Below are 25,099 nucleotides of genomic sequence, written 5' to 3' on the forward strand. Positions count from 1 at the left end.
TCCAAGATTGCGCTCACCCCTTCAGGCAAGCCTGCGAGAGCTTCAGGAAGGCGCGGGCACGATGGGAAAGGCCGAAGCCCTTGGGCGGCATGCCGTGCTTCTCGTCGGCCGTCATCTCGGCGAAGGTCTTCACATGGCCCTCGGGGAGGAACATGGGATCGTAGCCGAACCCCTTGGCGCCACGGGGCGGCCAAACGAGGGTGCCGTCCACGGTGCCCTCGAACTCCTCCAGATGCCCATCCGGCCAGGCGATGCAGAGCGCCGAGACGAACCGGGCATGGCGCTGGTCGGGCTCGGTGGCGCCGACCTTCCGAAGTTCGGCCTCCACCTTCTCCATGGCCATCTCGAAATCGCGGTCGGGTCCCGCCCAACGGGCTGTGTGGATGCCCGGCGCACCGCCGAGGGCCTCAATGACGAGGCCGCTGTCGTCGGCAAACGCCGGAAGCTGGGCGGCGTTGGCCGCCGCCACAGCCTTCAGGCGGGCGTTTCCCTCGAAGGTGGTCTCGGTCTCCTCCGGCTCGGGAAGACCGAGCTCGCCGGCGGAGACGGCCTCCACCCCGTGAGGCTCCAGCAGCATCTTCATTTCGATGAGCTTGCCGGGATTGTGGGTGGCCACCACCAGCCGGCCGGTGAGCTGGCGCGCCATCAGCCGATCGCCAGCTTCTGGAGGGAGACGAGCCGATCCACGCCCGAGCGGGCCAGCGACAGCAGCGAGAGCAGTTCGTCCTGGGTGAAGGGCGTCTTCTCCGCCGTGCCCTGGATTTCCACGATGCCGCCAGTTCCGGTCATGACGAAGTTAGCGTCCGTCTCGGCCACCGAATCCTCGGCATAATCGAGGTCGAGCACGGGCGTGCCTTCATAGATGCCGCAGGAGACCGCCGCCACGTGCTGCTTGAGCGGCATCTCCTTGATCATGGAGCGGGACTTCATCCAGCTCAGGCAATCATGAAGCGCGATCCAGGCGCCGGTGATGGAGGCGGTGCGGGTGCCGCCGTCGGCCTGGAGCACGTCGCAGTCGATGGTGATCTGCTTCTCGCCCATCGCCACGAGATCCGTGACCGAGCGGAGCGAACGCCCGATCAGGCGCTGGATCTCCTGGGTGCGGCCGGACTGCTTGCCGGTGGTGGATTCGCGCCGGGTGCGGTCGTGGGTGGCGCGGGGCAGCATGGAATATTCCGCCGTCACCCAGCCGCGTCCCTGGCCCTTCAGCCACGGCGGCAGGCGCTCCTCCAGCGTCGCGGAGACGAGAACGTGGGTGTCGCCGAACTTCACGAGGCAGGAGCCTTCCGCGTGGCGCATCACGCCCCGTTCAAAGGACACCGCGCGCATCTCGTCGGGGGCGCGCTTGCTGGGCCGCATAATGGATACCTCTTTGTGCGTCATGGGCGCTCCTTTTAGAGCGCCGCGCGCCGGGAGGAAAGCAAGGGTGGTAGGAGCCCCCGCGTGGCGCTTGAACCCGGCCCCGGCGAGGGACACATTAGAGCCAGCGAAATCCTTGGCTCCGAAGGCTGAACCCGTGGCGCTCGATCCGTTCCTGCCCCTCTCGACCGGCGGCCTCGCGCAGATCGATCAGCGTTCGCGCGAGATTTTCCGCCAGATCGTGGAGAGTTACCTCGCCACCGGTGAGCCGGTGGGCTCACGCAACATCGCCCGCCTGATCCCCATGACCCTCTCCCCCGCCTCGGTCCGCAACGTGATGGCGGACCTCGAGGCGGCCGGGCTGATCTATGCCCCACACACCAGCGCCGGGCGCCTGCCCACTGAGCGCGGCCTGCGCTTCTTCGTCGATGCGCTCATGGAGGTGGGCGACGTCAACGAGCGTGACCGGGCCAATATCGAGACGCAGGTGCTCGCCGCCGCACGCACCACCACGGTGGAAGGCGTTCTGCAGGAAGCCTCCGCTTTGCTCTCGGGCCTCGCCCGCGGTGCCGGGGTCGTCACCGCCACCAAGACCGATCCCCGCCTTAAGCATGTGGAATTCGTACCCCTGGAACCGGGCCGCGCCCTCGTCATCCTCGTATCGGAGGATGGGCAGGTGGAAAACCGCGCGCTCGCCCTTCCTCCCGGCTTGCCGACCTCCGCCCTCACCGAGGCCACCAATTTCCTCAATGCCCACATCCGTGGCCGCACCCTCTCCGACGCCCGTCAGGAGATGGAGAGCCTGCTCGCCGAGATCAACCGCGACCTCGACACCCTGACCGCGCGCGTGGTGGAGGCGGGGCTCGCTTCCTGGTCCGGCGACGGGCCGGGCGAGCGGACCCTCATTGTGCGCGGTCAGGCGAAGCTGCTGGAGGATCTCAGGGCGCTGGAGGATCTAGAGCGCATCCGCCTGCTGTTCGACGATCTCGAGACCAAGCGCGAGGTCTCGGAACTCCTCGGCCGGGCGGAGGAGGCGCAGGCGCTGCGCATCTTCATCGGCTCGGAGAACCGGCTGTTCTCCCTTTCCGGCTCCTCCACCATCGTCGCGCCCTACCGCGATGGGCAGGGACGCGTGCTGGGCGTGCTGGGTGTCATCGGCCCGACGCGGCTCAATTACGGCCGCATCGTCCCCATGGTGGACTTCACCGCCCGCCTCGTGAGCCGGGTGCTGGGCGCACCGGGTGCGGACGCTGCGTGAGGGATAAGGATCACCACGACTTGATTTTTCCCCCCATCGCCCCGATATGCGCCGGGACGATTGGCCTTTGCCCGGCGGCGTTGTGACCTCGGGCGAATCTCAAGGCAGGGGAAGTAACCGGATGAGCGAGCAGAAGCGCGCGCCCGAGACCGGCGGCGACGCAAGCGAAAACGGTGCCGCGCAGGGCAATGCACAGGTGAACGAGGCGACCGCCGAGGCGGAAGCCACCGCCATGGCGGACGCCGCCATCGGCGATCCGGCGGGCGACAAGGCGCGCCTGGAAGCCGAGATCGCGAGCCTCAAGGACAAGTTCCTGCGCGCCTTCGCGGAGGCGGAGAATGTGCGCCGCCGCGCCGAGAAGGAAATCCAGGACGCCAAGACCTACGGCATCGCCTCCTTCGCCCGCGACGTGCTGAACGTGGCGGACGATTTGGCCCGTGCCCTCGGTTCGGTGGAGGCGGACGCAAAGGCGACCGCAGAAGGCAGTTTCAAGGCGCTGCTGGACGGACTGGAGCTGACCGAGCGCGGCCTCGTGAAGGCGCTGGAGAAGCACGGCATCCGCAAGATCGAGCCGAAGGGGGAGAAGTTCGATCCCAACCTTCATCAGGCCATGTTCGAGGTGCCGGACCCGAGCGTGCCGACCGGTACCGTGGTGCAGGTGGTGCAGGCCGGCTACGTCATCGGCGAGCGCGTTCTGCGGCCCGCCATGGTCGGTGTCGCCCGCGGTGGCCCGAAGGCTGAGGCGAACAAGGCCGCCGGCGCGGCCTGAATCAGGCTCTCTGGAAGATCACATATCGTTGGAGGCGGCGACATCCCGCCTCCCGCGGTCGCTGCCGCCTGGGCCGCGACCCGATCCGATGAGGTCGGCAAGCGCATCGGCAATGACACGGCTGGTGTAGGGCTTGGCCACCCGCGGCGCGTCGACGAATTCCGCCGGCATGCGCACGCTGCCAGTATAGCCCGAGCAGAAAATGAAGGGGATGCCGCGCTCGGCCAGGATCGTCGCGGCCGGATAGACCGGCTCGCCTGCAAGGTTCACGTCGAGGATCGCGGCGTCGATGCGTTCGGACGACGCGGCGGAGACGGCGGCGGCGAGGCTCGCGATCGGCCCGACCACGGTGTAGCCCAGCGACCTCAGATTGTCTTCGAGCCCCAGTGCCACGAGAAACTCGTCCTCAACGACGAGCACCCGCCTTCCCGACAAGATCATTCTTCAACGCCTTGGCTGACTGCATGTCCCCTCAGGGCCATGTCGGGGGTCAACCAGCGGCCGGGGGAAAAGTTCCACGCGCCGCAGCAAGGTATTGAAAGAAAACCGGAAGGGCCGGAAACGGCCCTTCCGGGATCACAAGCGGAAGGTCAGTCCTTCGCGCGCTCCACGTAGGAAGCGTCGGCGGTCATGACGACAACGCGCGTGCCGGACGCGATGTGCGGCGGCACCATGGTGCGGACGCCGTTGGAGAGCATGGCGGGCTTGTAGGAGGAAGAGGCCGTCTGGCCCTTCACGGTCGGCTCGGTGTCCACGATCTCCAGCACCACGCGGGCCGGCAGCTCGATGGCGATCGGAACGCCATTGTGGGTGGAGAGCATGCATTCCATGCCTTCCTGGAGATAGACGGCCTGGTCGCCCATCACATCCTTCGGCACGGTCACCTGATCGTAGGTTTCCGGGTTCATGAAGGTGTAGCCGTCGGAATCCTCATAGAGGAAGGTATGCGGGCGATCTTCCACGAAGGCGCGCTCCACCTGCTCGGTGGTACGGTAGCGCTCGGAGATCTTCACGCCGTCGGAGATGCGGCGCATGTCGAGCTGCGTCACCGGCGTGCCCTTGCCGGGATGGATATTCTCGGCGGTGAGAACAACGTACAGCTTGTCGTCGATGTCGACCACGTTGCCCTTGCGCAGGGTGCTGGCGATAACCTTGACCACGTCGGCTCTTCCTTGACCTGATGCGCGGCGCCCGCGCCGATTGGAAAACGGTTGACGGCGGCGCCGTCTGGCTGGTTCGGCGCGCACCATAGCGATAATGGCGCGCAACGCCAGTCTTGCACTCGTCTTTCCGGCCCCGAGGCCCAGTGGCGGCGGGCAGCCCAGGTGGCCGCAACGAGGAACCTACGTCATGGCGGTATCGAACTCTTCGCTGGCGCCTCCCTCCCCGCCGTGGTGGCGACCCGACGTTCACGCGGACCGCCGCCCCTTCCTGCTCGCGCGCGGGCGCATCGCCGCCGCCGTGCGCGCAGGCTTCGCGCAGGACGGTTTCATCGAGGTCGAGACGCCGGCGCTGCAGGTCTCGCCGGGCAACGAGACCCATCTCCACGCTTTCGGGACTGAGCTGATCGGCCCGGACGGGACAACTCACCGACTTTACCTGCGCACCTCACCCGAGTTCGCGGCCAAGAAGCTGCTCGCGGCCGGGGAGCCGAAGATCTTCGAGTTCGCCCGCGTGTTCCGCAATCGGGAGCGTGGCATGGCGCACCATCCCGAGTTCACCATGCTGGAGTGGTATCGCGCCGGTGCGCCCTACACGGCGATGATGGAGGATTGCGCCGCCCTCCTCGCCCGCGCCGCCGAGGCCGGCGAAGCCTCGGCCTTCCACTATCGCGGCAAGACCTGCGATCCCTTCGCCGCCCCGGAGCGCCTGACGCTCGTCGCAGCCTTCGCCCGCCATGCGGGGATGGACCTTGAGGCCGTTCTGCCGACCGCAGGGGAAGCACCGGATGCCGCCACCTTCGCCCGCGCCGCGACCGAGGCCGGCATCCGCACCGCGCCCGACGACACCTGGGGCGACGTGTTCTCGCGCGTGCTGGTGGAGAAGATCGAGCCTCATCTCGGCGTCGGCCGCCCCACCATCCTGACCGACTATCCAGTAAGCGAAGCGGCTCTCGCCCGGCAGAAGCCGGAGGATCCGCGCTTCGCCGAGCGGTTCGAGCTCTATTGCTGCGGGCTGGAACTCGCGAACGCCTTCGGCGAGCTGACGGACGCGGACGAGCAGCGCCGGCGTTTCGAAAAGGACATGGACGAGAAGGAACGGCTCTATGGGGAGCGCTATCCGCTCGACGAGGACTTCCTCGCGGCGCTGGCGCTCATGCCTCCGGCCAGCGGCTGCGCCCTCGGCTTCGACCGGCTCGCGTTGCTGGCAAGCGGAGCGAGGCGGATCGAGGACGTGCTGTGGGCGCCGGTCGCTGGACTTTAGATCAGCCTCGCGACCGATCCGGCCCCAAATCTCGGCAGAATCAGTTGATCTCGAACAGGGTCGAGAAGCCGGAGATGTCGAACACCTCACGGATCTGCGGCTGGAGCGAAGAGAGCGCGAGCTTGCGCTTTGCCCCGCGCATGGCCTTGCCAGCCACCAGCAGAGCCCGCAGACCGGAGGAGGACACATAGTCCACTCCGGCGAGGTTCACCACGATCCCCCCGTCGGTCATGGAGACGACCTCCATGAGGCTCGCCTCGAACGGCTTGGCATTGGGCGTGTCGAGACGCCCCGCCACCTTCAGCACCACGTCGCTTCCGACCTGCTCACGTTCGATGTGCATCGGCCCCTACTCGCTTGATGTCCGCCTCCGCGGCGGCCGGACGCTCCGGATTATCCTCATTCTCTGGCGTGCGCAACGCAATCGCGCTGCGGCGCACCAGCCAGATCGCCCGCTCGAACAGGCTGGTCGCCAGCAGCAGCTGCCGCGCGTCCGCCCCCGCGTCGAGTGCCGTAGCGGCAAGTTGGCGGCGGATGCGGTTCAACATCTCTGAACGATCGCCGGAGAGCGCGATGATGAGGTCGAGATCATCGGCCGGCCCATCGGTGGCGTCGGCGAGGGACAAAGTGATCGCCCGTAACGATTCCGACAGGGCAAAGGCGAGCGGCGGCACCTCGTCGAAGCCCTCCACCACCTCGGTGAAGTCGTGCAGCGTGTCCTGAAGCGTGCGCACGTTCTCCACAAGCGCCTGGTGATGCAGGGCGATTTCCAGACTGTCGCGGGCGAGGCCGACCGCGATGAGCTCCGAAATGAACTGGTCCACCGCAAGGCCCACCGAGGCAGCGCCACGCCACAGGGCCAGCCGTTCGCCGGCGTCGCCGTTGTCCGTCTGGTCGAGGTCCGGCAGCAGGGTCGGCAAGAGCTTGATGAGCCGCAGGGTCTCGCTAACGGCGAGGTCGAGCGCCGTCGAGGGGTCCGCCAGCGCTTCGTCATGGATGAAGCGCGGGCGGGAGGCGCCGTCCTCCAGCGTGGGCGGGCTCATGGCGGCGGCGAACCTTTCGGAAAGCCCTCGCGCGAAAGCCACCGGGATCGCGCCCGCCACCTGAAGGGCGAGGAACAGAACCGACAGGGACATGGACGCCTTGTCGTTGCCCACGGCAGAGAGGGCCGAGAAGCCGTCGAAGCCGACCACCCCGCCAAGGCCGAAGAAGGCTCCGACGATGAGGCAGCCCACGGCCTTCACCAGCACATGGACATAGCAGAGCTGGCGGCCGGTCCCCTCCAGCCCGCCGGCCGAGAGAATGGCCGCAAACCCGGAACCAAGATTCGCGCCGAGCACGATGAAGACCGCATCGTGGAGGCCGAGGAGGCCCGCCTGCATCAGGGCCAGGACGAGGATCGTGGGGGTCGAGGACGACTGGCTGACGGCGGAAACCGCAAACCCGAGAAAGAAGCCGAGGAGCGGAGTCAGATGGTCGGCGAGGCTGCCCGCGACCGACGCAATGTCCAGCGCCCGTGGCGCCTGCTTGATGAAATCGAGGCCAAGCAGGGCCAGCGCGAGGCCGAAGGCGACGCCCATCCATTGCGCCATGCCGCGACGGCGGTCCAGCTTGAAATGGAAAGCGAGCCCGACGATGCCGACGATGTAAAGCACGAGCAGGCGGAAATCGATCGCCGCCACGAACACCAGCGCCGACGTCCCCACGTTGCCGCCGGCGACGACCGGAATGGCATCGCGCGTGGTGAAGGCACCGCCGCGCACGAGATTGCCGCTGATGACCGCGACGGCGTTGGAGGATTGCGTGGCCGCTCCCGCCAGCGTCCCGCACAGCAGCCCCATCACCGGGGAGCGCGTCGCCCGGCGCAGCAGTGCGCGCACCTTGCGGCCCGTGGCCTGCTGCAGGTGTGTGGCCATGGCCTTGAGGCCGACGAACAGAAGGCCGAGGCCGGCCAGGAGCTCGGCAATGACAAGCATCGATAAGAAAGACCCGACGGCACCAGAGGAAAGCCGCAGACTCGCTCAATGTTTCGCGGATGCTGCGGCACGGCTCCCCGAGCGGACATCATAGACCGCGGAGTGCGACACTCTTGTGAGCAACCTCAGCCGGCCGCGTTGGCCACCAGCGTCAGCTGGTTTTCCTCACCTTCCCGGCTGTAGTCGAGCGTCTCGAGGAAATGCCGCATCAGCTGCACGCCGTGACCGCCGATCCGGGCGTCCTCGATGCTGTCGGGGACCACCGGCTCGGCGATGCTGGTGGGATCGAAGGGCACGCCGTTGTCGATCAGGCGCACCGCCACCCGGCCTTCTGGCAAGCGCCAGCATTCGATTCGGATGTGCGGTTGCCGGTCGGTGCCTGCGAAGCCGTAGGAGACGACGTTGGTCAGCGCCTCCTCGAGGCTCAGCTCCAGCGCGAAGCGGGTGGCATCCGGCCAGCCCTGTTCGTCAGCCAGCGTGCCGAGCCAGCCCGTGGCGTCGGTGATGTCGTCGATGCGCGCGCCCACATCGATGGTCGAGACAAGGGTTCCGGCCGCGGGCGTCGCCATGGGATCCGCCGTCAGGTTGCCGGGGAGATGCCCGCCGCCGCGAGCGCCTCGTCCCGCGTGGCGTGGATGCCGACGAGCTGATCGACCCCGGTGGAGCGCAGCACCTTCTCCACCTGAGGGTCACATGCGAAAAGCCCCATGATGCCCCCCTTGCGATGCAGCCCCTTGGCACCCGCAAGCAGCAGGCGGATGCCGATGGAGGCCATGAACGGCGTGCCGGACAAGTCCACCACGAGCACGCGCGCGGCCTCGCAGGACGACTTGAACTCCGGCTCCACCGCCGCCGCGCCGGCGATGTCGAGCCGGCCTTCCAGGCGCACGAGGATGATGTCGGGGCCGAGGGGGGTCCTCTCGATCTTCATGGGGCCAGTATCTCTCTGGATCGGGATGCCCGCACCGCGTGGGCACAGATTCAGCAAACCATACGACAGTTTCGTGACGCGGAGCAGGGGCCCCGGAAGGGCCTGCCCGCTGGGGGTGTCAGGCTTTTCGGGGGCGGGCGTACAGCACGCCGGCAGCGCCGGAATCGGTGCGGCAGCGGGCGTAGCCGTGCCACCCCTCGGCGAAGAGCTCCTTCTGCCGCGCTGTATCCAGCGGATCGACCAGAAGGGTCTCCTGCGGATCGAAGGTGGTGAAGTCGCGCACCATCACGTAGCGCGCATAGCCGCCGAAGAAGAGCTGGATGTCGTAGATGGGAAAGCCCTCGACGAGCAGGCTCGCCCAGCTCGGCGTGTTGACCGGCGCCGCTGTGGAAAACAGCACCATGTCCGCGGGCGCCGCATCGACCCGCGCAGCGATCAGCACCCGCTGCAGTCCACGGCCGCGATAGGCCGGATGCACCGAAGCCCCGGCCAGCCGGCCCACCGACAAGGCGGGATCGAGCCCAAGCAGGCGGTGCGGACCATCCTTCGGCGAATGGTCGTGCTGGAGGATGCCGTAGGCGGCGAGCAGCGGGCCATCATAGAGCCCGATCACCAGGCCGCGGCCGCTGAGAATGCTTTCAAAGTACGAACGGTTCTCCGGCTTCACCACTTCCGGGCGAACCAGCGGCCCGATGGCCAGATGATGAAGGGTGTCGATCGCGTCGAGATCGCCCGGCCCGAGCATGCGCTGCGTCAGCGTAGAGGTCGGCGCGGCCTCGCGCAGGGCGTTCATCACGTGATTACTTCCGCATAATTGAGCATGGCGATGGGCGGGTAGACGCCGAGCTGCTTGGCCACGTTCATGTTGATGATGAGGGCGAAGCGCTTCAGCGTCTCGATCGGGATGTCCTGGGGCGGCACGTGCTGGACCAGGATCTCGGCCGCCTTGGAGGCGGCGAGCTGGCCCACCGAATAATAGCGGCTGACCAGCCCGACAAGCCCCAGCCCCTCGCGCAGGAAGAATTCCGTCGCGCCGAAGGTGGGAAGCCCCGCCGCCAGTGCCGCCGGGCCGACCCGGTCGAAGATGGTGGCAAGGAAGGTGTCGGCCGGCAGATAGAGCCATTCGGCGCCCTGCGCCTTCAGGTTCCTCACGAAATCCTCGACCCCGTCGCCGGTCGGCTTGCTGCCCACCATGGTCAGGGGCTGGGCCAGAACCTCGGCACCGATGGTGGCGGAGAAGGCCTTCATCTCGTCGATGATGGCGACCGAGTTGCTCTCGTTCGGCGAATAGATCACGCCGACCTTCTTGAACGCCTTGTAGCTCTGCATGGCGCGCATCTGCACGTCAGTGGGCACCACGTGCACCGCGCCCGTCACGTTGCGCCCCGAAGAGGCGAGCGAAGGCGCGATCTTCACCTGTACCGGCGCCGCCACCAGGGCGAACACCACCGGGATATCGCGCACGAAACCGGCGGTGGACGGCGCGTCATAGGGACCGGCGACGCCGAGCGTCAACGGGGTGCCATAGGTGTAGATGAGGTTGGGCCGGAAGGTCGGCAGCACTTCCGCGAGGATCGGCTTCACCTTGCTCGCGTCCCGCTCCACGTCGCGGGTCATGAACTCGACCTTGATGTCGTTGGCCGCGAAGTAGTCGCGGAAGCCGCGCTCCACATCGGTATCACCGCGGAAGGTGAGCATCAGGACACGGAACGCCTCGCCACGGGCGGCAGGTGCAGGCGTGCCGGCCGGGCGCGGCTGGCCGTTGCCGCCATTGGTCTGGGCGAAGGCGCCGGGGACAGTGCCCACCAGCCCCGCAGCACCCGCGCCGAGGCCGAGTGCGAGGAGGGAACGGCGATCCATCAGGCGGAACTCCCTTCCGAGGCGGCCGCAGAGGATGGGCGGCGCGAATGATGGACGAAGACTCTGCGTCCAGATAGCGCAAATAGCATGGCTCCGGCTACCGCTACAGCGCCGAGGAAACCGGTCGCCGCCGCGAAGCCGAGCGTCGAAAGCAGGAAGCCGGCACTGGCGGGACCGGCGGCGTTGCCGGACCGCTCCACCAGCCGGAACAGGCCGAGAACTCCGGCCGCCCGGCCCGCCCCCATGCTGGTGGCGGTATCCGCGACCAGCGCCGACTGGGACGCGATGGACATGGCCTGTCCCCAGCCCAGCGCCACCAGCGCAACGACGATCAGCGCCACCGAGGGATGGAGCAGCACGGCCAGGGCGCCGATGCCCGACACCAGCCCCCCCGCCACCACGAATCCGGCGCGGGCGCTGAAGCGATCGGCCAGGGCGGCGAAGAAGGGCACGCCGATCACCATGAGGACCGGATAGATCATCTGGAAGCGGCCAATGGCCGCGGAAGAGAAGCCCTCGCGCTGCAGTTCCAGCGGCACCAGCAGGAAGCACAAGGCGGCAAACAGGAATTTGGCGGGGAAGGCGCAGCCCAGGAGCAGGGACATCAGACCAGGTGCGCGGGCCGCGGCCTTGAGGTCGGCGAGCCCCACATTGGCCACGCTGCGATGCCGCTCCGCGGCCGGCAGCGTCAGCCGCGCCACCAGAAGCGCCACGAGGGCGAGACCGGCCGAGGTCGCGAAGGCGACGCCCGGTCCCAGCCTGTCGGCGATGACGCCGCCAATGGGCGGCCCGCACAGGCTCGCCACCATGATGGCCCGCACGAACACGGCCAGAGCCGCGCTGCGGGCCGCGCCCGAGGACAGATCCACCACGTGGCCCTGGGCGGAGACGAACACCAGCGCATAGCCCACCGCCGTGGCGACGCGGGCAGCGAGGAAGACGTCGTAATGCGGGCTGATCGCCGAGACCACGTAACCCGCCGCCGCCAGTGCCGCGCCGGCGAGGAAGCCCGGACGCCGGCCGAGCCGCTCGGACAGGGAGGCGAACGGCACCTGGCACAGCGCCACCACCGCCATGAAGGCGACGATGGGCAGGCTCGCCGCCACATCGGGGCCGAAGCCGGCCGGCACGCCGAGGGCCTGTGCGGCGCGCGGCAGGAAGGGGCGGGTGAGTTCTTCGGCCAGCATGAACAGGAACAGGGCCGGGCGCACCGCGATTGCGGCCTCGCTCTCGGCCGCCTGGACCCGGCCGAGGCCGGTGCGGACTTCGATCTCGTCGAGCCGGGCAAGGGCCTCGGCATCCCCCCTGAGCTCCGCCTCGGCGCGCAGGGAGAGATGGCGACCGGCGAGCGTATCCACATGCCGGTCGATGGGGAGGATAAGGTCGCCGGCGGCCCCCGCACCGCCCTCCTGGCGGGAGAGCACGCCGCGCTTCAGCGCCTTGAGCCGCCGCTCCACCGCCACCAGGGATTCGAGGCCGCGGGTGCCAACGACGAGAGCCACCAGTTCCAGCGCCACCAGCAGCGCGACGATGCCGATGAAGGCGACATCGACGAGCACCGCACCCACCTGCTGGGACACGACGCTGGGATCGACCACGATCATGACGTCGCCCAGGCGGTGCCCGTCGGCATCCTCCACCGGCACAAAGACCCGTGGCGCGTCGCCGCCGGAAGAGACCGCGCCCGACCGCGCCAGTTCCTTGCCGCCCGCAGCGTTCAGGCTGATCTGGGTGAACTCGACGTTGGCCGCCCGCAGGTCATCGAAATAGCGGTTCACCCCGACCAACCGGTCGAAAGGCACGCCGACCGCCGCGGCGCGCTGGACGAGGTCGGCGGCGGCCCGGCCGACCGAATTCGCCTTGGCGACGATCTCCGGTGCGATGGTGCGCTGGGCCGCCTGCTCCGCCCCCCAGCCGATCACGGCCAGCGCCGAACAGAGGATGATGACGATGGCGATGGAGATGCCGCCGCGAAGACCGATCATCCGGCGCCCCCACCGGTGACGCCGGTGGCCGACGGCCCGGCCGTGCGGTGCGCCTCTTCGACCGAGGCGAGCGCAGCGCGGGCAGCCGGCGGCCACAGATGCGGCTCCGCGGCGCGCCGGACCGCCCGCTGCAGCAAAGCGGCGAGAAGCAGGCCAATGACCAAGGTCGCCGCGCCGGCCCACAGGAGCGTGGGAAGGGCGATCCGCCTGAGGTCGGAGGCGAGCGTCGCGGCGCCATCGGTCAGGATCTTGGAATCATACCGAACCACGACGCGGCCGAGACTCTGGCCTATGTCGTTGCGCACCGGACGGGTCAGGCCGCGCTCGGTGTCCCGAGTCGTATCCAGGCCGACGCGCCCGGGCTCGCTGGAGAACAGGACGATGCCATGCTCGTCTGTGAGGTCCATGGAGCGAATCGCGTCCTCCACGCGGGCCTCCCGCTCCAATACCGCGGTCAGCGTCTGCTGCGCGGGAAGGGCGATGCCGAGGGAAGCGGCCTTTTCAACCACGTCCACCACACGCTGGGCGGCGATACCACAGCGGGCCTCGATGACCCCGCGATGGGCATTGATGAGCGTCACGTAGGAAAAATAGGCGCCGAAGGCGACGCACGCGGCCGCGATCAACGCGAACACGATGATGAGCCCCAGTGTGGTCCGCCTCATGACCCTTCGCGCTCGACCCTTGGCGTCTCGACTTTCGCGCCGAACCCTTCGCGCCCTGCCCTATGGTCCGGCCCCGACCGCCCGACCTTCATGCCACGAAAAGCAAGCTGACAATGCAGGTTTTTTTGGTCGCAGGGGAGTTTTTTGTCTGGTTTGGCCGCGAGTGCGCGGTTAACGTCCGGGCCGTCCACCCCACCGAAGTTCCCCGCATGACTTTCGTAAGCCGGCTCATCCTGGTCGCCGTCGTATCCGTGACCGCTGCGGTGGTGGCGGTCGCGGTGATCGCGTTCTCGGCCAGCGATCGGGTGGGCGAGGAGATCGAGCGTGCCCGCGTCGCCAACCTGCTCGGCACGCTGCGCGCCTCCACCGAGGCGAACCTCTCCATCGGCCTGCTTCTGGACCAGATTTCCCTGCTGCAGCCGCGCATCGAGCGCGAGAAGGCGGGCGACCCCTCCATCCTCGCCATCGACATCTTCAATTCCGCGGGCCGAGCCATCTATTCCACCGACCGCAGCGTGATCGGCGAAGAGGTGAGCCCGGACTGGGTGAAGCGGCTGGGCGACGATAACCAATGGGCTGCGGCCGAGCGTGGCGACACGGTGTTCGGTACCCGCTTCGAGAACGACCTCGGTGTCGCCGGCGGCATCTCGGTCACGGTGTCGGACGAGGCGCGCAGTGCCCGCGCAGACCGGCTCGGCCTCGACCTTCTGATCCGCACGGGGGTGCTTTCGCTCGCCGCGTCCATCGCCGCCATCATTGCCGCCGTGGCGTTCGTCCACGTGCTGACGCGCCCGTTCGACCGGGTGGGAAAGGTGCTGCGGGGGGAAGGCGGGTCCACCGGCGACGATGGCGGCCTTGCGCCCCTTGCCGAGGCCACCGTGAAGAGCTGGCGCGATGCCGAGGCGCGGGTCGACCGGGGCCTTGGCCAGCTTGGAGCACTCGACGATGCGGCCTGAGATCGCTGAGAGCGGCCGCGCGCGCATGGTCACCGGGCTGTTCGCCCTTATCCTCACCCTCGTTCTCGGCGGCATTGCTGCGGCGGTGCTCGTCAACGGCTATCGCGCCCGGGTCGAGGAGAGTGCGCGGCGCGACGCGCTGGTAATCGGCACCTCGGTCGCCCGCACCCTCGCCCAGCAGTTCGAGAAGGCGGCACGCTTCGGCATCCCCCTGAAGCTGCTTCCCGGCGTGGAACAGCATCTCTCCGAGACATTGACCCGCACGCCCGGCCTGACCCAGATCGTGCTGCGCGGATCGGACGGTCGTGAGATCCGCAGCGCCATCGGTGAGCATTCCGGCACCGATTCGGTGAGCGCTCCCGTGGTGGTGGACGGAAATACGGTGGCGGCGGTGGAAGTCACCACAAATCCCGCCGCCCTCGCCACCTCCTTCGCCGACATCGGCCTGAAGGCGGCGATGGTGGTGACGGTCTGTGCGGCGCTGGCGGCGCTGGCCGCCGGCTTGCTCGTGGGCAATGCGCTCGAGCGTGCCCGCACCCGCCTCGCCAACGGCCTGGCCGAGGCGGTGAACGGCCAGTACGGCGAGCGCGACGTGATGATTCAGCACCGCCGCCGCCAAGGTGCGCGGGGGGCGGTGGGCCGGGCCTTCCGGGAACTTGAACACGGCAACCGGAGGGTGGCCGAGCGCCGATCGGTATTCGAGGCCTATGCGGAGGAGCTTCTGGCGGTGGATTTTGACGGCGGGCTCAGGCCGGACGTGGAACGGGTCCGGCGCGAAGTGATGGCGCCGCCCGGCCGCGCCGACAAGGTGCGAGGGTCGTGATGCTGCTGCGGACCCGCATCACCCTCATCGTCGCCACCGGCTTCACCGTGCTCATGCTGGGCATCTGGGGCGCCACGGTGCTGCGCGACCGCGTCGCCCAGGCCCGCGAGGGCGAGCTGGCCATCGAGGGTCAGACCGTCCTCTGGCGCGAGATCGTCGCCTTCCAGACCGCCAATCTCGCCCGCATCCTCGAGCGCATCGACACCTCCTCGCCCTTCCGCATCGCGCTGAGCTTCTCGGACCGCCCGGGCATCGCCGCGGCGATCCGAGAGGTCGGCATCGATATCGACGACCCGGCCACCTATTTCGAGGTTGTGGCGGCCGACCGCGAGGTGGTGTTCAGCGACGGCACCACCAATGCCCGCTACATCCTCGACGCTGGCAGTCTCGACCGGGCCCTCAAGGGAGAGGTGCTCTCCGGGCTGCGGCAGATCAGCGGCTCGCAGGTGATCGTCATCACCACCCGCACGGTGGAACTGCCCGGCCGCGGCCGGGCCGTGCTGGTGCTCGGACGCGACGCCGCGCTCGGCATGGAGCGCTTCGCCCGCGGCATCAGCGCCGCCACCACCCTCATCACCCTGCGCGGGCGGGTGGTCGCCAGCACCGATTTCCGCCTGTGGGAACGGGCCAAGGTCTCCATCACGCCGCGCCGCCCAACCGCCGAGCAATTGTTGCTGGACGGGCGCAACTACAACGTCACTTCCATTCCGATCGCGGACGTGAGCGGCAGCGCCGTGGGCGCGCTTGTGAGCCTGGAAGATACCACCCAGACGGTGCAGGCGACCGCCTTCATCCGCCAGTCGGCCGTAGCCGGCGCCATCGGCCTCGTGCTGCTCGGCGTCATCGGTCTCAATGTCTTCCTCTGGTACAGTTTCCGGCCCCTGGAATCGGCCATCGACGTGCTGCAGGCCCTGTCGCGCGGCGACACCTCGGTCACGGTGGGTCATGCCGGCAATGACGAGATCGGCCGCATCGCCGAGGCGGTGGTGGCACTGCGCGGCAACGTGCAGGCTCTCGCCGAGAGCCGGCGCCAGCGCGAGCGCGTGCGGCGACGGCAGGAGGTGGTGATCTCCGGCGAGTTGCAGGCGCTTGCCGACGCCATCGACCCGACCGACCGGGAGGAGGTTCTGGCTCTCCTCGCCAAGGGCGAGGAGAACGAGAATGACGACGAGCTGAAGCGCGTCGCCCGCGTGCTCCACGATCTGTCGCGACGCATTGTCGAGCAGCACACCCGGCTCTCGTCCATGGTGGTGGAGCTGCGCGAGGCCCTCATCACCAAGACCAAGCTCGCCGGCCTCCAACAGGAGCTGGAGATTGCCCGTCAGGTACAGCTCGCCATCCTGCCCAAGGAATTTCCGCCGGATGCGCGTGTCGCCGTGCATGGCCAGATGACGCCCGCGCGCGAGGTGGGCGGCGACTTCTACGACTACTTCATGGTCGACGACACCACGCTCGGCTTCGTGGTGGCGGACGTCTCCGGCAAGGGCGTGCCGGCCGCCCTGTTCATGGCCATCTCCCGCACCCTGCTGCGCTCGACCGCGCTGTTCGAGCGCTCTCCGGCGGGCTGTATCCGCCGCCTGAACGACCTGCTCGCGGTGGAAAACGAGCAGATGCTGTTCGTAACCGTGCTCTATGGCGTGGTGGACCTCTCCTCGGGGAAGGTCACTTATGTGAATGCCGGCCACAACCTGCCCTACCGCATCGCCCGTTCCGGCGAGGTCACCACCGTGCCCTCCACCGGCGGCATGGCGGTGGCGGTGCTGGAAGGCTTCGTCTACCAGCAGCACGAGTTGCACCTCGCCCCCGGCGACACGCTCTTCCTCTATACGGACGGCGTGACCGAGGCCTTCGACATCGACGAGCAGCCCTACGGCGAGGAACGTGTCGAGGAGCTGCTGCGCGGCGGCGCCGCCGACTGGTCGGTGGCCGAGCTGAACGAACGGGTGCTGGCGGCGGTGCACGTCTTCGAGCGCGGTGCGCCTCAGGCCGACGACATCACCTGCCTGACCCTGCGTTACTTCGGCGGCCACGGCCCGCGCCGCACACGCTGATCGTGCCCCTGTGTGACGCCTGATGCTTCGCCAGTGCGGGCGCACGGCAGAATATGCGTGCGTGCCGGGCGCCGAGGCGGTAAGCGTGCCCGGCAGGGTCTTGGAAACACGTACCTGAAGCATCGAGGGAGCCAACCCTCACCGGAGGTCGACAGCTGACGCCTGAAAGCGCCGGTGCAACGGCCTCCCGCCGACCAGAGAGGGGAAACGCAGCATCCGGGGCGGCGCAGCCGTGCCGGTCTGATCCCGGTGCCCCGCCGGGGACGGAGAGGATTGTCATGTCCATCGAAGCGCGCGCGGCCCGCTGGCCCGCGGCCGAGGTTTCCTCCATCGGCGCCGTCTGCAGCGCTCATTTCTGCAGCCATTTCCTCCAGCTCGCGCTCGCCCCGCTCTTCATCATGATGCGGGCCGACCTCCAGGTCTCCTTCATCGAGCTGGGGCTCGTGCTGTCCGTCTTCTACCTGTTCTCGGGCGCCGGACAGGTGGCGGCCGGCGTGCTGGTGGACCGCTTCGGTGCCGATCGGCTGCTTCTGGCGGGCATCCTCACCCAAGGTGCCGCAACGGCCGCCATGGGATTTGCCCCCACCTATCTGCTGCTGCTGCCGCTGGCCGCGCTCGCCGGCCTGGGCAATTCCGTCTATCACCCGGCCGACCTCTCCATCCTCAGCCACAAGGTTGCGGCGCCACGGCTCGGGCGCGCCTTCGCCGCCCATGTGATCGCGGGGAGCATCGGCTTCGGCCTGTCGCCCATCGTGTCCGGCGCGATCGGCGCGCATTTCGGCTGGCGCACGGCGCTCATCGCCATGGGGCTGCTGGTACTGCTGGTGGGGCTCCTGCTCGCCGTCTTCCGCGGTCCGCTGCGCGCGCCGGCGGGACGTGCAGCCCACGCGGCGGCCGGAGGAGCACCGCTGTCTTTCCTGCAGGTGCTGGCCATGCCCGTGGTGCTGATGGCCTTCCTCTATTTCACCCTCACCTCGGTGGCCCTCTCCGGCCTGCAGAGCTTCTCCATCGTCGCGCTGCAGGAGGGCTTCGGCGCGGCGGTGGCGCTGGCGACGCTGGCCGTGGCGCTGTTCCAGGTGGGCAACACCGCGGGCGTCGCCGTCGGCGGGCATGTGGCGGACCGCTCCGCCCAGCACCACCAGATCGCCATGGGCGGCCTCGCCGCTGCTGCGCTGTTCGGTTTCCTCGCCGCCTGGCTTCAGACGGCGCCGGAGGTGACTGTGGGGCTGATCGCGCTGGTCGGTTTCTTCATGGGGCTCACCACCCCCTCGCGCGACGTGCTCGTGCGCACGGCGGCACCAGCCGGCGCGACGGGCAAGGTGTTCGGCATCGTCTATTCGGGCTTCGACATCGGCTCGCTGGTGGGGCCGCTGCTGTTCGGCCTGATGCTCGACCACCATCATCCGCGCATGGTGATTGCCGGCGCGGCTGCCGCCCTCGCCCTCGCGGTCGGCACCGCCTTCGCTGTACGCCGCCGGCCCGGCTAGGACCCAAGTCTCACAAGCCCGAGCGGGGGCGAACAGGAAAACGGCGCGGCTCCTGAAGGGGCCGCGCCTTATGCGTCCCTCAATCCAGCAGCACCTTGCCGGGATTGGAGAGGCCGCGCGGGTCCACGGCGCGCTTGATGGCGGCCATCAGTTCCAGCGCCACCTTGTCCTTGTACATGGGCAGTTCCTCGCGCTTGAGGATGCCGATGCCATGCTCCGCCGAGATGGAGCCGCCGAGCGAGGCCACGAGATCGTGGACGATGCGGTTGAACTCCTCCCAGGTGGCGAGGTAGGCCGCCTTGTCCATGCCCTCGGGCTGGCTGAGGTTGTAGTGGATGTTGCCATCGCCCATGTGGCCGAAGGCGCAGATCCGGATGCCCGGCATGTGCGCCTCGCACAGCCGGTTCGCCTCGGCGATGAAATACGGCACCTTGGACACGGGCACGGACACATCGTGCTTGATGGAGCCGCCCTCGAACTTTTGCGCGTCGGACATGTCCTCGCGCAGCTTCCACAAGGCGTCGCACTGGGCTTCCGAGGAGCCCACCACCGCGTCCTCGATCTCACCCGCCTCGAACGCCGCCTCGAACGTGTCGAGGGCGAGCTGGGACAGGTCGTCGTTGGGACGGGTGGATGTGAGTTCCGCGAGCACGTACCAGGGATGCCGCTCCGCCAGCGCACGCACCGAGCCGGGCATGTGCTTGAGCACGATCTCCATGCCGAAGTCCGGCATGATCTCGAAGCCGGTGAGGCTGTCGCCGGCGGCATTGCGCAGGCGGCGGAATAGGGAAAGCGCGGTCTCGGGATCGGCAATGCCGAGCAACGCCGTCGCCCGGGCGCGCGGCGCGGGGAAAAGGCGCAGCACGGCGGCGGTGATGATGCCGAGCGTGCCTTCCGCGCCGATGAAGAGATCCTTCAGCGCGTAGCCGGTGTTGTCTTTGCGCAGGCGCGACAGGCCGTTCCAGATGCGCCCGTCCGGCAGCACCACTTCAAGGCCGAAGGTGAGTTCGCGCATATTGCCATAGCGCAGCACAGCCGTGCCGCCGGCATTGGTGGAGAGGTTGCCGCCGATCTGGCAGGAGCCTTCCGAGCCGATGGAGAGCGGGAACAGGCAGCCCGCCCCCTCCGCCGCCTGCTGCACCTGGTACAGCGTGCAGCCGGCCTCGGCGACGACGGTGAGGTCCACCGGATCGAGGTCGCGGACGCGGTTCAGCCGGCGCAGCGAGAGCAGCAGCGCGCCGAACGGCACCTGCCCGCCGACGAGGCCCGTATTGCCGCCCTGCGGCACCACCGGCACGCCGGCTTCGGCGCAGGCGGTGACCACGAAGGCGACTTCCTCCGTGTTGGCGGGCTCGACCAGCGCCGGGGTCGTTCCCTGGTAGAGGCCCCGCCCCTCCACCAGATGGGGGGCGAGGTCGTGGGCGTCGGTGCGCACATGGGCTGCGCCGATACGGGCGGCGATGCGGTCCAGAAGGCCGGAGAGGCGGACGGCATCGAGAAGGATGGGTTGGGGGGCATGGCTCGACATGGGGGCGCAAGGTGCATCAGCCGCCGCCGCCGGGCAAGCTTCCGATGGTCCTCGGGGGAGCGCGAAAGCGCCGCGCGGCGGATGGGGCGCGGGCCTTCCGCTTGGCAAAGCCGGACATAAGAGCTAGAGCCGCTGCCGCCGCCACCAACCCGTTGAAGGCGCACTGCACCGGAGATCAGATGACCGACCGCGTCCTCGTCGCCCGCATCGGCGCCCCCCATGGCGTGAGGGGCGAGGTGCGGCTGTTCGTCTTCACCGAGGATCCGGCCGCGATCCTCGATTACGATCCGCTCACCGACGCCACCGGCCGCACCCGCTACCGCATCACGGCGTTGCGCGCGGCCAAGGACCATTTCGTCGCCCGCCTCGCCAACGTCGCCGACCGCACCGCCGCCGAGGCGCTGACAAATGTGGACCTCTATGTCCCGCGCGAGGCATTGCCCCCGCCGGAGGACGAGGACACCTTCTATCATGCGGACCTGATCGGCCTCGCAGTGGAGGACGAGACCGGCGCGCGCATCGGCACCGTTGTCGCGCTGCACGATTTCGGCGCCGGTGACATCCTCGAATATGCCCCTGCCCTCCCCGGCATCCGGGCGAAGACGCTCATGGTGCCCTTCTCCCGCGACGCCGTGCCGGTGGTGGACGTGAAGGCGGGCCGGGTGGTCATCGCCGAAGCCTTCGTCGAGCGCCGCGACCCCGAGCCCGAGGCGGGCGAGGACAAGGAGGGCTGAGGCACGCGGATTTGACTCCCGCCCCGCCCAGCGCCCATCTCACCTCATGACCTTCCGCGCCAGCGTCCTCACCCTTTATCCTGAGATGTTCCCCGGCCCGCTCGGCCACGCGCTCGCCGGCCGCGCGCTGGCGAACGGGCTATGGGGGCTGGAGGCGGTGCAGATTCGCGACCACGCCCTCGACCGTCACCGCTCGGTGGACGACACCCCAGCCGGCGGGGGACCGGGCATGGTCATGCGGGCCGATGTGCTCGCCCGCGCCATCGACGCCGTCTCCCCGCCCGACGATCCCCGCCCCCGCCTGCTGATGACCCCGCGCGGCCGGCCGCTGACGCAGGCCCGCGTGCGGGAGCTGGCGGCGGGTCCGGGCGCGGTCATCCTCTGCGGGCGGTTCGAGGGGGTGGACGAGCGCATCGTCGCGGCGCGCGGCCTCGAGGAGGTCTGCGTGGGCGATGTGGTGCTCTCCGGCGGCGAGGCGGCGGCGCTCTTGCTGCTCGATGCCTGCGTGCGGCTCATTCCCGGCGTCATGGGCAAGGTGGAGAGCGGCACGGACGAGAGCTTCTCCCACGGCCTGCTCGAATATCCCCAATACACCCGGCCGCAACTGTTCGAGGGGGAAGGCATCCCCGAGGTGCTGACCTCCGGAGATCATGCCCGCATCGCCCGCTGGCGGCAGGCCGAGGCGGAAGCCGTCACACGCGCGCGGCGACCTGACCTTCTTGCCCCGGACCTTCTTGCCCGGGCGCGTGACGGATCCACGACGGAAAGGGAATGACAGCGCCCCTTTTCTCCTGTATGGAGCCGCGTCCCTTAACTTAAAACGACACGACGTGGCGCCGGGGCGACATGCTCCGAAGCGGCACCAAGAGGTTGGCGACAATGAACATTATCCAGACGCTCGAAGCCGAGCAGGCGACCAAGCTCGCCGAGAAGCGGGCCATTCCCGAGTTCCAGCCCGGTGATACCGTGATTGTGAACGTGAAGGTGGTCGAAGGCGAGCGCACCCGCGTGCAGGCCTACGAGGGCGTGGTGATCGCCCGTTCCGGCGGTGGCCTGAACGAGAGCTTCACCGTCCGCAAGATTTCCTACGGCGAAGGCGTGGAGCGCGTGTTCCCGGTCTATTCGCCGCTGATCGATTCCATCAAGGTGGTCCGTCGCGGCAAGGTGCGTCGCGCCAAGCTCTATTACCTGCGCGACCGTCGCGGCAAGTCTGCCCGTATCGCCGAGCGTCAGGACCGCACGACCGACGCCAAGGGTGGCAAGAAGGCCAAGGGCGCCAAGGCTCCCGCCGCCGCCGAGTGAGGCGCGGACCGTCTTCTGAGTGAAACGCGCCGTCGGCCCAGCCGGCGGCGCTTTTTTATGAGCCGAGCCGCTCCGGGCTCGCCCGAAGGCGCACGATCAGCCTCTCGGGATCGGCCTCATAGGCCTGCCGCACCCGCTCAAGCGCCCCCGCCCCACCGCCGCGATGGCCGGCGCCGCCCACATGCAGCCAGCCATCCGCCAGCAGGAACGGCTCCATCTCGCCTGTTTCGGGATCCGTGAGATGCACCCGCCGACGGGTCGACATCCGAAGCCCGGCGAGGTCCAGGTGGCGGTAGAGCACGCCCCAGTTCTGCCCGCCGGTGTCGAGGGTAAGCGGCGTGTCGGTGCCGAAGTCGAGCGGCAGGGCCTTCACCGCCGCGGAATCGAAGACGCAATAGCCCGGCCACAGGTACCAGGCGCCATTGCCCTCCCCCTCCCGCACCATGCCATAGCAGGGCTGGCCCGCGAGCCGAGCCGCAAGGTCGGTCGGCTCCAGCGGGATCAGATCGTGGTCGAGCAAGGCGAAGGCGCGCGGGGCGGCGGGCCGGATGAGGTTCGCATAGATCCAGTTCAGCGCCACGCCGTGGGAGCGGGAGCCGTTGCGCGCGCCGCGATAGGGCGTCGGCGGCAGGGGGCAGTAGATGAGCCCGCGCCGCGCGCACAGCGCCGCGATGGCGGTGCGGGCGGCAGGGTCGGTGGAATTGTCGCACACCACCAGCGGCGTCCCCGGCAGAAACCGCGTCATGGCCTGCCCAAGGAAATCCACCGCGTCGGACAGGTTGAAAGCGACCGTGAAGGCGACCACCGGTGCCCGCTCGGCGGCGATGCGCGCCACCACTTCCGCCTGCCCCGGCGCCTGCCGGCGAGCGTAGATGCGATCCACCAGCACATTGCGGGCGCGTCGCAGCCTTTGGGCGAGCGGGGTCAGCGCAAGCCATTCGGCGGGCGTGTAGTTGGCAAGGTCGCGCATGGACGCCTTCAAGGTGCCCGGCTGGGCGTCGGGACGGCGGCCGGGACGGGAACGAACTGGAGCGGATCGCCGCAGGCCGGCCTGCCGCAGCGCTCCACCGCGCGCGTTCTAGAAGGACTTGGGGGCGAGGTCCATGGCACCGGACGCCGAAGGGTCCCGGCGTGACATATGGGAAGGCTTGACCGCACCGGCTCCGGAAGGTGAGGTATCATACGAGTCCGCCAGCCCCAGCGGACAGCCCCAGCCCGGACCCACATGGCGAACGACCTCACCCTCAGGATCGTGATCGTCGACGAGAGCGACGTGCGCGCCGCCATCCTGGAGGAGGGCCTCAAGGAGGCGGGCTTCGAGACGGTGCTGCGCATCACCGGCCGCAACAACCTGCTGGAGCGCATCTACGCCATCGATCCGGACGTGATTCTGATCGACCTCGAAGACCCCTCCCGTGACACCATCGAGCAGATGTTCCAGGTGAGCCGCGAGGTGAAGCGACCGGTCGCCATGTTCGTGGACCAGACCGACTCGAAGACCATCGAGGACGCCATTGAGGCGGGCGTCGCCTCCTATGTGGTGGACGGGCTGCGCAAGGAGCGGGTGAAGCCGATCCTCGAGACCACCATCTCCCGCTTCCGCGCCTTCGCCCGCCTCAAGGCGGAGCTGGAGGAGGCGAAGACCCAATTGGAAGAGCGCAAGGCCATCGACCGGGCCAAGATGCTGCTCATGAAAATGAAGGGCATCGACGAGGAGGCCGCCTACCACCTCCTGCGCCGCACCGCCATGAACGAGAAGAAGCGCATCGTCGACATCGCCCAATCCATCATCACCGCCGCGGAGCTTCTGCGATGAGACGCCTCGCCATCGGCTTCATCCCCCTGACCGACGCCGCCGTGCTGATCGCCGCGGCGGAGCGCGGCTTCGCCATGGCCGAAGGCATCGAGATCGACCTGCACAAGGAGGTCTCCTGGGCCAACATCCGTGACAAGGTGAACATCGGCCTCCTGGACGGCGCCCACATGCTGGGCCCGCTCGCCATCGCCTCCTCGCTCGGCCTCGGCCATGTGCGGGTGCCGCTGGTGGTGCCCTTCGCGCTCAACCTGAATGGCAGCGCCATCACCATCGACAAGCACGTCTACGCGGCCATGGGCGAGGTGGGCGAAGACCTGTCAACGGCCCCCGGCGCGGCGCTGGCGCTGGGCAAGGTGGTGCGGCAGAGGAAGGCGGAGGGGCGTGACCCGCTGGTGTTCGCCGCGGTCTATTCCTTCTCCACCCACACCTATCTGATCCGCCATTTCCTCAAGGCCGGCGGGGTGGACCCGGACCGCGACGTGCGCCTCGTGGTGGTGCCGCCGCCCTTCATGGCGGAAAGCCTGCGGGGCGGGCTCATCCACGGCTTCTCGGTGGGCTCGCCGTGGAATTCGGTGGCGGTCGATTCGGACGTGGGCCGCATCGCGGTGCTGGGCGCCGAGCTGTTCGGCTGGGTGCCGGAGAAGGTGCTGGGCGTCCACGCCCGCTTCGCCAATGCGGAGCCGGAGGTGCTGCACCGCCTCGTGCGCGCCCTCTACGCCGCGGCCCGCTGGTGCGAAGACCCGGCCAACCATGAGGACCTCGCCAAGCTGCTGGGGGAGCCGCGCCACCTGAACCTGCCCGCCGACATCCTCCGCCGCACGCTGGACGGCCGGCTCCACACCGCGCCGGGCGGGGTGCTCAGGTCCCATCCGGACTATCTGGTGCTCAACCGCGATGGCGCCAACCGGCCGGCGCCGGACCATGCGCTGTGGATGTATGCCCAGATCGTCGCCGCCGGCCAGGGCGAGTTCGCCGCCGACGCCGCGCGCGAGGCCATGGGGGTCTACCGGCCGGACATCTTCGATGCGGCGGTCGGCCCGGTCCCGGTGAAGCACCCGGAGCCCGACTGCGTCGGCACCCAGTTCGGCGAGATCTTCGATCAGGTCGCCTTTCTGAAGGGCTGAGGACCATCAAGCCCGCGCGGCGCTTGAGCGTGGCAACCAGCCCCGCGCAGC

26 protein-coding genes are annotated in these 25,099 nt (G+C 68.8%); 12 read left to right on the forward strand and 14 right to left on the reverse strand.

Going from position 1 to position 25,099, the window contains the following annotated elements; genetic code table 11:
* Window positions 1-13: 13 nt before the first annotated feature.
* Together rdgB and rph are read right to left on the reverse strand one after the other, a co-directional pair.
* Window positions 14-646, reverse strand: a complete 633-nt coding sequence (rdgB, locus tag ACE3QW_RS06120) for an RdgB/HAM1 family non-canonical purine NTP pyrophosphatase (RefSeq protein ID WP_374250838.1) — start codon at window positions 644-646, stop codon at window positions 14-16.
* Window positions 646-1,359: a ribonuclease PH gene (gene rph, locus ACE3QW_RS06125; RefSeq protein WP_374250877.1), complete on the reverse strand. Its 714-nt coding sequence runs from the start codon at window positions 1,357-1,359 to the stop codon at window positions 646-648. The genes rdgB and rph overlap by 1 nt, the downstream gene beginning before the upstream one ends.
* Window positions 1,360-1,516: 157 nt before the next feature.
* Here rph and hrcA point away from each other — a divergent pair, with 157 nt between their 5' ends.
* On the forward strand, window positions 1,517-2,617 hold the full coding sequence (gene hrcA / locus ACE3QW_RS06130) for a heat-inducible transcriptional repressor HrcA (protein ID WP_024277125.1): 1,101 nt from the start codon (window positions 1,517-1,519) through the stop codon (window positions 2,615-2,617).
* Between the two features lie 121 nt (window positions 2,618-2,738).
* Entirely contained in the window at window positions 2,739-3,386 is a 648-nt protein-coding gene (gene grpE / locus ACE3QW_RS06135) for a nucleotide exchange factor GrpE (RefSeq protein ID WP_250165022.1), read from the forward strand.
* An 18-nt stretch (window positions 3,387-3,404) separates the two neighbouring features.
* Here the strand turns inward: grpE and ACE3QW_RS06140 are convergent, their stop codons facing one another.
* Together ACE3QW_RS06140 and efp are read right to left on the reverse strand one after the other, a co-directional pair.
* A complete protein-coding gene (locus ACE3QW_RS06140) occupies window positions 3,405-3,806 on the reverse strand; it encodes a response regulator (RefSeq protein WP_374250839.1) in 402 nt (133 codons plus the stop codon).
* Window positions 3,807-3,976: 170 nt separating this feature from the next.
* Complete coding sequence (efp, locus tag ACE3QW_RS06145; RefSeq protein ID WP_374250840.1) at window positions 3,977-4,546, reverse strand: elongation factor P; 570 nt, start codon at window positions 4,544-4,546, stop codon at window positions 3,977-3,979.
* A 190-nt stretch (window positions 4,547-4,736) separates the two neighbouring features.
* Here efp and epmA point away from each other — a divergent pair, with 190 nt between their 5' ends.
* On the forward strand, window positions 4,737-5,810 hold the full coding sequence (gene epmA, locus ACE3QW_RS06150; RefSeq protein ID WP_374250841.1) for an EF-P lysine aminoacylase EpmA: 1,074 nt from the start codon (window positions 4,737-4,739) through the stop codon (window positions 5,808-5,810).
* Window positions 5,811-5,850: 40 nt separating this feature from the next.
* Here the strand turns inward: epmA and ACE3QW_RS06155 are convergent, their stop codons facing one another.
* The 8 genes from ACE3QW_RS06155 to ACE3QW_RS06190 all read right to left on the reverse strand — a co-directional run bounded on the left by ACE3QW_RS06155 (window position 5,851) and on the right by ACE3QW_RS06190 (window position 13,227).
* A complete protein-coding gene (locus ACE3QW_RS06155; protein ID WP_024277119.1) occupies window positions 5,851-6,153 on the reverse strand; it encodes an STAS domain-containing protein in 303 nt (100 codons plus the stop codon).
* Window positions 6,137-7,786 (reverse strand): Na/Pi symporter, encoded by a 1,650-nt coding sequence (locus tag ACE3QW_RS06160; RefSeq protein WP_374250842.1) that lies wholly within the window; start codon window positions 7,784-7,786, stop codon window positions 6,137-6,139. The genes ACE3QW_RS06155 and ACE3QW_RS06160 overlap by 17 nt, the downstream gene beginning before the upstream one ends.
* A 125-nt stretch (window positions 7,787-7,911) precedes the next feature.
* On the reverse strand, window positions 7,912-8,355 hold the full coding sequence (locus tag ACE3QW_RS06165; RefSeq protein WP_051678960.1) for an ATP-binding protein: 444 nt from the start codon (window positions 8,353-8,355) through the stop codon (window positions 7,912-7,914).
* Between the two features lie 11 nt (window positions 8,356-8,366).
* A complete protein-coding gene (locus tag ACE3QW_RS06170; RefSeq protein WP_024277116.1) occupies window positions 8,367-8,717 on the reverse strand; it encodes an STAS domain-containing protein in 351 nt (116 codons plus the stop codon).
* 118 nt (window positions 8,718-8,835) lie between these two features.
* Entirely contained in the window at window positions 8,836-9,510 is a 675-nt protein-coding gene (locus ACE3QW_RS06175) for a hypothetical protein (RefSeq protein WP_024277115.1), read from the reverse strand.
* Window positions 9,510-10,577 (reverse strand): ABC transporter substrate-binding protein, encoded by a 1,068-nt coding sequence (locus ACE3QW_RS06180; RefSeq protein ID WP_250165019.1) that lies wholly within the window; start codon window positions 10,575-10,577, stop codon window positions 9,510-9,512. Before ACE3QW_RS06180 ends, ACE3QW_RS06175 begins: the two co-directional genes overlap by 1 nt.
* Window positions 10,577-12,562 (reverse strand): MFS transporter, encoded by a 1,986-nt coding sequence (locus ACE3QW_RS06185; protein WP_374250844.1) that lies wholly within the window; start codon window positions 12,560-12,562, stop codon window positions 10,577-10,579. Before ACE3QW_RS06185 ends, ACE3QW_RS06180 begins: the two co-directional genes overlap by 1 nt.
* A complete protein-coding gene (locus ACE3QW_RS06190) occupies window positions 12,559-13,227 on the reverse strand; it encodes a hypothetical protein (RefSeq protein WP_374250845.1) in 669 nt (222 codons plus the stop codon). The genes ACE3QW_RS06185 and ACE3QW_RS06190 overlap by 4 nt, the downstream gene beginning before the upstream one ends.
* A gap of 209 nt (window positions 13,228-13,436) precedes the next feature.
* On the opposite strand from ACE3QW_RS06190, the gene ACE3QW_RS06195 reads away from it, so the two are divergent.
* From ACE3QW_RS06195 to ACE3QW_RS06210, 4 genes are all read left to right on the forward strand, one after another.
* Window positions 13,437-14,183 (forward strand): hypothetical protein, encoded by a 747-nt coding sequence (locus tag ACE3QW_RS06195; RefSeq protein WP_029556734.1) that lies wholly within the window; start codon window positions 13,437-13,439, stop codon window positions 14,181-14,183.
* Complete coding sequence (locus ACE3QW_RS06200) at window positions 14,173-15,006, forward strand: hypothetical protein (RefSeq protein ID WP_374250846.1); 834 nt, start codon at window positions 14,173-14,175, stop codon at window positions 15,004-15,006. The genes ACE3QW_RS06195 and ACE3QW_RS06200 overlap by 11 nt, the downstream gene beginning before the upstream one ends.
* Entirely contained in the window at window positions 15,006-17,057 is a 2,052-nt protein-coding gene (locus ACE3QW_RS06205) for a SpoIIE family protein phosphatase (protein ID WP_051678958.1), read from the forward strand. Before ACE3QW_RS06200 ends, ACE3QW_RS06205 begins: the two co-directional genes overlap by 1 nt.
* A gap of 278 nt (window positions 17,058-17,335) precedes the next feature.
* A complete protein-coding gene (locus ACE3QW_RS06210) occupies window positions 17,336-18,544 on the forward strand; it encodes an MFS transporter (protein WP_374250847.1) in 1,209 nt (402 codons plus the stop codon).
* Between the two features lie 79 nt (window positions 18,545-18,623).
* Here the strand turns inward: ACE3QW_RS06210 and ACE3QW_RS06215 are convergent, their stop codons facing one another.
* Window positions 18,624-20,072, reverse strand: a complete 1,449-nt coding sequence (locus ACE3QW_RS06215) for an FAD-binding oxidoreductase (RefSeq protein ID WP_374250848.1) — start codon at window positions 20,070-20,072, stop codon at window positions 18,624-18,626.
* Window positions 20,073-20,251: 179 nt separating this feature from the next.
* Between ACE3QW_RS06215 and rimM the strand changes: the two genes are divergently transcribed.
* The 3 genes from rimM (at window position 20,252) to rplS (ending at window position 22,108) form a co-directional block, all read left to right on the forward strand.
* Window positions 20,252-20,806 carry a ribosome maturation factor RimM gene (rimM, locus tag ACE3QW_RS06220; RefSeq protein WP_024277106.1) on the forward strand — a complete coding sequence of 185 codons (555 nt, stop codon included), beginning with the start codon at window positions 20,252-20,254 and terminating at the stop codon, window positions 20,804-20,806.
* A 46-nt stretch (window positions 20,807-20,852) separates the two neighbouring features.
* Window positions 20,853-21,581 (forward strand): tRNA (guanosine(37)-N1)-methyltransferase TrmD, encoded by a 729-nt coding sequence (gene trmD, locus ACE3QW_RS06225; protein WP_374250849.1) that lies wholly within the window; start codon window positions 20,853-20,855, stop codon window positions 21,579-21,581.
* Between the two features lie 104 nt (window positions 21,582-21,685).
* Window positions 21,686-22,108, forward strand: a complete 423-nt coding sequence (gene rplS / locus ACE3QW_RS06230; RefSeq protein WP_029556728.1) for a 50S ribosomal protein L19 — start codon at window positions 21,686-21,688, stop codon at window positions 22,106-22,108.
* Window positions 22,109-22,163: 55 nt separating this feature from the next.
* Here rplS and ACE3QW_RS06235 read toward each other — a convergent pair whose 3' ends face one another.
* The gene (locus ACE3QW_RS06235; protein WP_374250850.1) at window positions 22,164-23,078 is read right to left on the reverse strand and encodes a hypothetical protein; all 915 of its coding nucleotides are present in this window, start codon (window positions 23,076-23,078) and stop codon (window positions 22,164-22,166) included.
* 255 nt (window positions 23,079-23,333) lie between these two features.
* Here ACE3QW_RS06235 and ACE3QW_RS06240 point away from each other — a divergent pair, with 255 nt between their 5' ends.
* Both ACE3QW_RS06240 and ACE3QW_RS06245 read left to right on the forward strand, forming a co-directional pair.
* A complete protein-coding gene (locus tag ACE3QW_RS06240; protein WP_024277102.1) occupies window positions 23,334-23,924 on the forward strand; it encodes an ANTAR domain-containing response regulator in 591 nt (196 codons plus the stop codon).
* Window positions 23,921-25,048: a CmpA/NrtA family ABC transporter substrate-binding protein gene (locus tag ACE3QW_RS06245; RefSeq protein WP_250165011.1), complete on the forward strand. Its 1,128-nt coding sequence runs from the start codon at window positions 23,921-23,923 to the stop codon at window positions 25,046-25,048. The genes ACE3QW_RS06240 and ACE3QW_RS06245 overlap by 4 nt, the downstream gene beginning before the upstream one ends.
* Window positions 25,049-25,099 lie beyond the last annotated feature (51 nt).

The sequence above is a fragment of the Xanthobacter sp. genome (assembly GCF_041911315.1).
GTDB lineage: Bacteria > Pseudomonadota > Alphaproteobacteria > Rhizobiales > Xanthobacteraceae > Xanthobacter > Xanthobacter aminoxidans.

Excerpts from the sequence above, each read along its gene's own strand:
- grpE (WP_250165022.1), top strand. The coding sequence starts at position 2,739 with ATGAGCGAGCAGAAGCGCGCGCCCGAGACCGGCGGCGACGCAAGCGAA.
- ACE3QW_RS06165 (WP_051678960.1), bottom strand. The coding sequence starts at position 8,355 with ATGGCGACGCCCGCGGCCGGAACCCTTGTCTCGACCATCGATGTGGGC.
- epmA (WP_374250841.1), top strand. The coding sequence starts at position 4,737 with ATGGCGGTATCGAACTCTTCGCTGGCGCCTCCCTCCCCGCCGTGGTGG.
- rdgB (WP_374250838.1), bottom strand. The coding sequence starts at position 646 with ATGGCGCGCCAGCTCACCGGCCGGCTGGTGGTGGCCACCCACAATCCC.
- ACE3QW_RS06180 (WP_250165019.1), bottom strand. The coding sequence starts at position 10,577 with ATGGATCGCCGTTCCCTCCTCGCACTCGGCCTCGGCGCGGGTGCTGCG.
- rimM (WP_024277106.1), top strand. The coding sequence starts at position 20,252 with ATGACCGACCGCGTCCTCGTCGCCCGCATCGGCGCCCCCCATGGCGTG.
- ACE3QW_RS06190 (WP_374250845.1), bottom strand. The coding sequence starts at position 13,227 with ATGAGGCGGACCACACTGGGGCTCATCATCGTGTTCGCGTTGATCGCG.
- ACE3QW_RS06195 (WP_029556734.1), top strand. The coding sequence starts at position 13,437 with ATGACTTTCGTAAGCCGGCTCATCCTGGTCGCCGTCGTATCCGTGACC.
- ACE3QW_RS06170 (WP_024277116.1), bottom strand. The coding sequence starts at position 8,717 with ATGAAGATCGAGAGGACCCCCCTCGGCCCCGACATCATCCTCGTGCGC.
- ACE3QW_RS06235 (WP_374250850.1), bottom strand. The coding sequence starts at position 23,078 with ATGCGCGACCTTGCCAACTACACGCCCGCCGAATGGCTTGCGCTGACC.
- ACE3QW_RS06155 (WP_024277119.1), bottom strand. The coding sequence starts at position 6,153 with ATGCACATCGAACGTGAGCAGGTCGGAAGCGACGTGGTGCTGAAGGTG.
- rph (WP_374250877.1), bottom strand. The coding sequence starts at position 1,359 with ATGCGGCCCAGCAAGCGCGCCCCCGACGAGATGCGCGCGGTGTCCTTT.
- ACE3QW_RS06185 (WP_374250844.1), bottom strand. The coding sequence starts at position 12,562 with ATGATCGGTCTTCGCGGCGGCATCTCCATCGCCATCGTCATCATCCTC.
- ACE3QW_RS06240 (WP_024277102.1), top strand. The coding sequence starts at position 23,334 with ATGGCGAACGACCTCACCCTCAGGATCGTGATCGTCGACGAGAGCGAC.
- ACE3QW_RS06245 (WP_250165011.1), top strand. The coding sequence starts at position 23,921 with ATGAGACGCCTCGCCATCGGCTTCATCCCCCTGACCGACGCCGCCGTG.
- ACE3QW_RS06215 (WP_374250848.1), bottom strand. The coding sequence starts at position 20,072 with ATGTCGAGCCATGCCCCCCAACCCATCCTTCTCGATGCCGTCCGCCTC.
- ACE3QW_RS06205 (WP_051678958.1), top strand. The coding sequence starts at position 15,006 with ATGCTGCTGCGGACCCGCATCACCCTCATCGTCGCCACCGGCTTCACC.
- ACE3QW_RS06175 (WP_024277115.1), bottom strand. The coding sequence starts at position 9,510 with ATGAACGCCCTGCGCGAGGCCGCGCCGACCTCTACGCTGACGCAGCGC.
- rplS (WP_029556728.1), top strand. The coding sequence starts at position 21,686 with ATGAACATTATCCAGACGCTCGAAGCCGAGCAGGCGACCAAGCTCGCC.
- ACE3QW_RS06200 (WP_374250846.1), top strand. The coding sequence starts at position 14,173 with ATGCGGCCTGAGATCGCTGAGAGCGGCCGCGCGCGCATGGTCACCGGG.
- trmD (WP_374250849.1), top strand. The coding sequence starts at position 20,853 with ATGACCTTCCGCGCCAGCGTCCTCACCCTTTATCCTGAGATGTTCCCC.
- ACE3QW_RS06160 (WP_374250842.1), bottom strand. The coding sequence starts at position 7,786 with ATGCTTGTCATTGCCGAGCTCCTGGCCGGCCTCGGCCTTCTGTTCGTC.
- ACE3QW_RS06210 (WP_374250847.1), top strand. The coding sequence starts at position 17,336 with ATGTCCATCGAAGCGCGCGCGGCCCGCTGGCCCGCGGCCGAGGTTTCC.